We start from the raw sequence: 6,260 nt of genomic DNA on the forward strand, positions 1-6,260 counted from the left end.
GGCTATTGAAAATCCCACGACACATTAGAGACTAAACCACACGGTTCACACCTAAAATCAAATAGCCCAAACCAAGGTTCATCTAGTTTCCAATCGCTATTACAGCTTGGACATTTACGCTCAAGCTCAGAGGCTTTATCCACACCACCAACTCGATATAAGTAGTAGTAAACCGGCTTTTTAGTTAAAAAACTAATGCGTTTGGTGATGTCTTTTCCGCGGCGATATAAATCACTTTTAGTACTGGATATTTCCTCAAGGGCAGGAAACTCACAGCGTGTTGCGCCATTAATTTGTATTTGATCGCATGCTTGCCAATCTTCTTGCCACTTAATTAGCGTTTTGTAATCACCATTGGCAATAGCAGGGATGCGAAATAGAGGCACAGGTAAAAAGTCGTCGCCACAATAAAGAGGGCTACAGGTATGCACATAAGTAGTATATAAAATGTAACTTGACGGCTCAGTGCAGCAATCCGCTCCATTAGAGTGAATATCTTGGCCAATCACTTTTACTTTGGGAGCCAATAAACCAGCGTTATGGAGTTTTTCAATGCTGTGTTTAACAAAAGGGCTATTATTTAGTGGATGCATAGCGTCTTCAGTTGGGCACATAACACGGGTTATGAAAAAGCCGTCTTTTAAAACGGTGGGGAACTCTTCCCCCATTATTTGGCCATTAAAGCGAAGCGCATTTACTAAGCGGTTTATGGCTTGTTCGGCTTGTTCTAGGGTGGTGTCTTGGTAGCAATCAAATGTTAAATCAACAACAAACATTTATGGTCTCAAATTATTTTTGTTCTAGCAGTGAAAGTAATTGATCAAGTTTTTGCTCAATTCTGTCTAGTTGGCTTGCTTTTAGCTCAGCGTTTTCTGGCTGCTGGGAAGTTTTAATAAAGTTATTTATAGAATCCGGGTTATTTTTGTATTGGCTCACAGCTGCAATAATCATTGGCATTGGAACCGGTTGCGCTAAGCGACTTTTCGTTAATGCGACTGTGGGTGTTTTGCCTTCATCTAAAAGGACTTGAATTGCATCAAATACAACTGAATTCATTATATTTATAACTCTTAATTAAATAAAGCGCAGCATACACATGCTGCGCGGGTGCTATGGTAGCAATAAAACGGGTAAGCTACATTAAATAACCTAATACTTAGGTTAAAAACTTATTTCTAGTAACTTACCTCAACGCTAATTTGCGTAAATATGCCTGAGACAAGTCAAAAATCGATCAGTAAATTGGCCTTGATCCCATTAAAAATCGTCATGGATTAGTAATTTTAAGGCTTTAACATAGCTATCTAGCTAAATAATGCTATTTGCCTTGGCGAAGACGAACATCTAACTCATCAATCACTTCACTCCAGGCGCCATCTTCAGCAAGCGATTCCGCTAGAAAGTGTTGCTGTGCTTCATCCCAAAATGCTGCATCTTGAAGCAGTGTTGTGTCTTTTAACTCATGTGAAGCAATAAATTGATCTATTTGAGATTCTGAATTTGGTAAACCAAGTTGTGCAAATAATGTATGAATATCGTGTTTAGTAGTATCCATGTTACGACTCCTTTAAATAAACAATAAATTACCTTAAGGCCCAACAATACAATGTGCTAGCTAAACTCAAGCTGAATTGTCGGTTAATTACTTTAGGTATATAGTAAAGTTAAGTTCTGAATAATAAATTGCCTAAACCGCTGTTAAGCGCTTTATAAAGGATAGTAAAAATAAATAACACTTTGATATTATTTCTCTCTTTAAGCGGGCAATACGACGTAATATCCAGTTCTTAGATTAAATATACTCGTAAATGAAGTTATTCGCGTATAGCTTTAGTATTTGAGATCTGATTATATTTACGGCTAAAACAATAAAGGACATACAATGAGTATAACCGCACAAGAAGAAACGTTCAGCGTACAATACATTGAAGCAGAAGATATAAGCACTGCAGCAAGTTTAATTTATCAGGCATACCATGATGACCCTGTACTAAAAACAATGCTAGGTTATGATGGGAAAAATAAAGCCGTTTACGAAAAAAAGTTACGTGCATTAATACGTGAAGAACTCAGTAGTTTTTGGCAAGAAAAGCAACCACTAATAGGGCTTTATCGCAGTGGCAAATTAAAAGCAGTGGCCTGTATGTTTGATTCTTTAAGTCAACTTCAAGCTCAGCGTTATTGGCATTGGCGCTTAAAATTAATGCTGAGTGCGGGTTACTTACAAACTAACCAGTTAATAGAAAAAGAACAAACTATTAGAGATACACTAAAAGAAAAAGGCCGTTATTACTTTTTAGCTTTTATTGCAGTGGATCCGCATTTTCATGGTCAAGGGTTTGGTCGGTATTTACTCAGAGGGCTTGATGAGCTGGTAAAGGCAAATAGTGAGTCTTCTGGATTGGCAGTATTTGTAACGCGTAGTGAGCATACAGAACTTTTTAAATCTGAAGGATTTTTGACTTTTAAACAGCTTACGTTTAACCAAGTTGCTGGTGAGTTACTATTTAAAAGTGCATCGGGTTAAAAGCGTAACCCTTAGTGTGTAAGTTAATGCGCCCAAACGGACATGTGTCCGTGCGATATATCTTACATTAACGTGAGAGTAATCAGTTAAAGGTGGCCAATTGGTCGCCTTTTTTTATTTAAGTGTATGTTTAATATTAATTTATTGATTTTTTAATTTTTATGACAAAGAATTATTTTGTCTCACATACTACTTCCTCCTCTCGTTTACTCTAAACTTTACCTTGTCAAGAAGACATAGCTTAATGAATAAGCTACTGCCATGGATAAGGAATAGGCAAAATAGCAGATGCTAGCAGGATGCAAAAAGGACAAGTTAACAAGGACAGCAAGGATGAATAGGAAGTGCAAGACGCACTAAGTGGCAGGAGCTACTTTAAGGATATAAAGGATTAAAGCTGCAGGACGCAGCCACGTACTAGGTCGCACGTGAATGCTTGGAAAGCAAAGGGACAACGCAGGAAGCACAAAGTGGCAGGGCGCTACTTCAAAGGATTAACATGGATGATGCTATAGATTTAGCCAAGCGTTAGTTTACGCGGGTTTGCCAAGGTGGCGATGGATATTGCATGAGGCAATGTGAGGGTAAACAAGGTTGTTTACTCGTTCAGGGGATGAAAAAACGGATTATAGATAGTGGATATCTAGCAGGAAGCAGTCCAATTGGGGCGTAACTTTAGTTACGCCTTAGTTTTTTGTACCACACAATTGCAATAATTTTATACATTAAAAGCATAAGAACACTTAGATTTTGTGTGGTGGAACGACAACACTTTTTAAAAACTCATTTTCCATAATAAGCCTTCCCTGATACGCATTTTCACCATCACTTGAAAACTCAAATGAAAACTCACTTTTTATTCCCGGTTTACCACTTTTTAGAAAACCAAAACGGCGCTTAGTGCACGCAACACTCATAAGTTGCACATTTAATTGCTCACATTGACGTTTAGCATGAACATTAGCCGCTTCGGCGACTTTTCTATTTAGCCAAAACAAATAAATAACACTACCAATTAATATAAACGTCCATAAACTTGCCATTTAAGAGAATAACCTTCCAATTGCACGAGCGAGGGCTTCGCTTCGATCTTCTTTTCGTAATAAACCTAATAGGTGAGGTCGAATGGTCGGTATTGCAACTAAGTCAGCAAAAATACTTGGAAAAAGCGCCTCTATTTTTTGATGTTGAGCACAATTATCCATAAATATATGCAATCGTTTAGGGTCTTTTAACTGAACAAAACAACGCCCAGCAATTGTTAAAAGTACGTCAGAGTCGCTTTTAAGAGCTGAATTCAATGTTGCATCAACAAGCTGCGCGCATAAACCTTGTGCCTGACCCTTAGACATTGAGCGTAGTGCAGCGGTTAAAGCTATAGTATCGCTATTATTAATAGCTGTTTGACCCTGCGCGAGTAAAAGCTCACTCAGTGTTGGTGGTATTGCAACATGTTCAAGCATTGCACTTAGTGGCTGCAATACTTCAAGGGGTAAATGTGCCCAGGCTTTTTGTAAGTTACTTAAGTTTTGATCGTTATCTAGGCGCAGCGCAAAATCAGCAATGCCTTGTAGTGCCACACTCTGCCAATTATCAAAGCCTAACTTTGCACTAAAGTATAGCTGAGCGTATTCGTAATATTGTGAAGCAGGTTGCTTTAGTAACACTTTAACTTGCGCGTTAAATGCAGCCAGTTTATTTGCATTAGGCGTAAACACATAAGGATTGTTATCAAGCTTGCCATCTGCTTTTTCACCCGTAATTTCAGTGCCAAGAGCTTGAATAACCATATCGGCAAAGTGATCACGACTTGCACTAACTAATTTACTTTGCTCATCTAGCGGAAATTTTAAAAACCACACATAGGGTTCTTTGCTCGCTTTGGCATCCCAGAACTGAATTGCTAGCCACGCATGACCAGCAAGCGGATAAGGGTAAGGTACTTGGGCTTGTTCAATAGCTAAAAACTGTTGTTTATCGAGTTTAGTAATGTGCCTGCCAATATCAAAAGCCCGCCATTGCGTGCCAGCACCATCTAAAAGTTGGCCTAAGGTTGCTATTTGATCACTCATTGTTTTCCCGGTCGTTTTTAACTGCAAAATTGCACTAATTATACGCCATAGCGAGCTTTGTGGGAACAGGGTATAATTGCTGCATAACTTATAAAGAGGGTGGTTATGTTCCAACAGACCCAAGCTTATTTAGTGCAATTAAAAGCGCTATTACAAAAGCATCAACTTTGGCAATGTGAGCCAATTTCAGCAGAGGCACTAAATTCTAGTGTTCCCTTTTGTCACGATTCGATGGCGTTTGAGCAGTGGCTACAGTTTGTCTTTATTGAAAAAATGCAGCATTTGATCACTTATAATCAACCATTACCGCGAAACTTTGCAATTGCCCCCATGGCGCAAATGACCTTGATTAATAAATCAGGTGGAAATGAAATTATAGAGGTGCTGACACAGCTAGATGCACTATTAGGAGAACCGCATGAGTGAGCGCCTAGCGCCTACTGAATACGGCGAACTCGATATTTTGTATCAAGACGAAAACTTTGTAGCCATTAATAAACCGTCAGGGCTATTAGTACATCGTTCCTTTTTAGATAAACATGAAACTCAATTTGCGATGCAAATGTTGCGCGATCAGTTAGGGCAGCACGTTTTTCCAGTTCACAGGCTAGATAGACCTACGTCGGGTGTGCTGCTATTTGCTTTAAGCTCTGAAGCCGCGCGCGATATGAATCAGTTATTCATTGAAGGTACTATTACTAAGCGATATTTAGCTCTAGTGCGCGGATTTGCCCCTGATTCGGTTTTTTTAGATAAGCCTTTAAAAGAAGAGCTTGATAAAATTGCCGATAAATTTGCAGATCAGAATAAAGCACCTCAAGAGGCGCAAACTCAGTTTAATTGTTTGTACCAAGCTGCATTACCCATTCCAATAGGCAAATACCCAACGGTTAGGTACTCATTAGTTGAGTGTTTTCCTAAAACAGGGCGCAAGCATCAGATTCGCCGGCATTTAAAACATTTATCATTACCAATAATTGGTGATGTTAATCATGGCGACAATCAACATAACCAATTTTTTAGGGATCATTTTGAATTACGACGCTTAATGCTATTTGCAACTGAGCTGAGTTTTGTGCACCCTTATACCAACAAAGCAATAACGATAAAAGCGCCACTAGGTCATGATATGCTACAGATTTGTGAGCAACTTGGTTGGCCAAACGAAGAGAAGGATTATTAATGGCACATATTAGTATTTTTGTGGGCACTGTAAATGGTGGTGCTCAACGTTTAAGTGATGATATAGCTGCAACTATTAAGCAGGCTGGTCATAGCGCAGCGGTCATCACAGAGGCTTCGCTTGACGATATTAAAAACGCATCAAACATATTAATTGTTACCTCAACGACAGGACAGGGTGACGTGCCAAGTAACCTAGCTGGCTTATATTATGCGCTTAATAGTAGTTTCCCTATGCTAACAGACAAGCCATTTGGAGTGGTGGCTATGGGCGACAGAAGCTATGGTGATACTTTTTGCGGTGCAGGTAGAAGTTTTGATGAACTATTACGTGATTTACAAGCAAAACCTGTCGGTAACCGTTTAGAAATTGACGCGTGTGAAGATTTTGAGCCTTGGCCAGTGACAGAGCCTTGGTTAAAAGCATGGCTTGAAAAGCTCCCAGATTAATTTTTATATACCAACAAAAAAGGAGCGCA

General features: G+C 39.1%; 9 protein-coding genes. 4 read left to right on the plus strand and 5 right to left on the minus strand.

The genetic code is table 11. The features are described from left to right. Window positions 1-2 precede the first annotated feature (2 nt). From CWB65_RS05850 to CWB65_RS05860, 3 genes are all read right to left on the minus strand, one after another. Complete coding sequence (locus CWB65_RS05850; protein ID WP_006794063.1) at window positions 3-776, minus strand: Zn-ribbon-containing protein; 774 nt, start codon at window positions 774-776, stop codon at window positions 3-5. Between the two features lie 13 nt (window positions 777-789). After that, the gene (locus CWB65_RS05855; protein WP_138740132.1) at window positions 790-1,056 is read right to left on the minus strand and encodes a hypothetical protein; all 267 of its coding nucleotides are present in this window, start codon (window positions 1,054-1,056) and stop codon (window positions 790-792) included. Window positions 1,057-1,318: 262 nt separating this feature from the next. Continuing rightward, complete coding sequence (locus CWB65_RS05860; RefSeq protein ID WP_006794061.1) at window positions 1,319-1,555, minus strand: DUF2789 domain-containing protein; 237 nt, start codon at window positions 1,553-1,555, stop codon at window positions 1,319-1,321. A gap of 327 nt (window positions 1,556-1,882) precedes the next feature. Between CWB65_RS05860 and CWB65_RS05865 the strand changes: the two genes are divergently transcribed. After that, window positions 1,883-2,527, plus strand: a complete 645-nt coding sequence (locus CWB65_RS05865; protein ID WP_010557126.1) for a GNAT family N-acetyltransferase — start codon at window positions 1,883-1,885, stop codon at window positions 2,525-2,527. 743 nt (window positions 2,528-3,270) lie between these two features. On the opposite strand, the gene CWB65_RS05870 is transcribed toward CWB65_RS05865, so the two are convergent. Together CWB65_RS05870 and CWB65_RS05875 are read right to left on the minus strand one after the other, a co-directional pair. Next, window positions 3,271-3,570: a DUF3301 domain-containing protein gene (locus CWB65_RS05870; RefSeq protein ID WP_138740133.1), complete on the minus strand. Its 300-nt coding sequence runs from the start codon at window positions 3,568-3,570 to the stop codon at window positions 3,271-3,273. After that, window positions 3,571-4,599, minus strand: coding sequence for a DUF3549 family protein (locus CWB65_RS05875; protein WP_138740134.1), 1,029 nt, complete (start codon window positions 4,597-4,599; stop codon window positions 3,571-3,573). It abuts the gene before it with no gap. Between the two features lie 105 nt (window positions 4,600-4,704). Here CWB65_RS05875 and CWB65_RS05880 point away from each other — a divergent pair, with 105 nt between their 5' ends. The 3 genes from CWB65_RS05880 to CWB65_RS05890 are packed head-to-tail and all read left to right on the plus strand — an operon-like array spanning window position 4,705 to window position 6,231. After that, entirely contained in the window at window positions 4,705-5,025 is a 321-nt protein-coding gene (locus CWB65_RS05880; protein WP_033025393.1) for a YqcC family protein, read from the plus strand. Further along, window positions 5,018-5,782 (plus strand): tRNA pseudouridine(65) synthase TruC, encoded by a 765-nt coding sequence (truC, locus tag CWB65_RS05885; RefSeq protein ID WP_138740135.1) that lies wholly within the window; start codon window positions 5,018-5,020, stop codon window positions 5,780-5,782. Before CWB65_RS05880 ends, truC begins: the two co-directional genes overlap by 8 nt. Further along, on the plus strand, window positions 5,782-6,231 hold the full coding sequence (locus CWB65_RS05890; protein WP_039038071.1) for a flavodoxin: 450 nt from the start codon (window positions 5,782-5,784) through the stop codon (window positions 6,229-6,231). The genes truC and CWB65_RS05890 overlap by 1 nt, the downstream gene beginning before the upstream one ends. The last annotated feature ends 29 nt before the right edge of the window (window positions 6,232-6,260 follow it).

The sequence above is a fragment of the Pseudoalteromonas sp. S554 genome, from assembly GCF_005930865.1.
Taxonomy (GTDB): domain Bacteria; phylum Pseudomonadota; class Gammaproteobacteria; order Enterobacterales; family Alteromonadaceae; genus Pseudoalteromonas; species Pseudoalteromonas marina.

Coding starts and splice junctions, on each gene's coding strand:
- CWB65_RS05850 (WP_006794063.1), bottom strand. CDS start 776: ATGTTTGTTGTTGATTTAACATTTGATTGCTACCAAGACACCACCCTA.
- CWB65_RS05855 (WP_138740132.1), bottom strand. CDS start 1,056: ATGAATTCAGTTGTATTTGATGCAATTCAAGTCCTTTTAGATGAAGGC.
- CWB65_RS05860 (WP_006794061.1), bottom strand. CDS start 1,555: ATGGATACTACTAAACACGATATTCATACATTATTTGCACAACTTGGT.
- CWB65_RS05865 (WP_010557126.1), top strand. CDS start 1,883: ATGAGTATAACCGCACAAGAAGAAACGTTCAGCGTACAATACATTGAA.
- CWB65_RS05870 (WP_138740133.1), bottom strand. CDS start 3,570: ATGGCAAGTTTATGGACGTTTATATTAATTGGTAGTGTTATTTATTTG.
- CWB65_RS05875 (WP_138740134.1), bottom strand. CDS start 4,599: ATGAGTGATCAAATAGCAACCTTAGGCCAACTTTTAGATGGTGCTGGC.
- CWB65_RS05880 (WP_033025393.1), top strand. CDS start 4,705: ATGTTCCAACAGACCCAAGCTTATTTAGTGCAATTAAAAGCGCTATTA.
- truC (WP_138740135.1), top strand. CDS start 5,018: ATGAGTGAGCGCCTAGCGCCTACTGAATACGGCGAACTCGATATTTTG.
- CWB65_RS05890 (WP_039038071.1), top strand. CDS start 5,782: ATGGCACATATTAGTATTTTTGTGGGCACTGTAAATGGTGGTGCTCAA.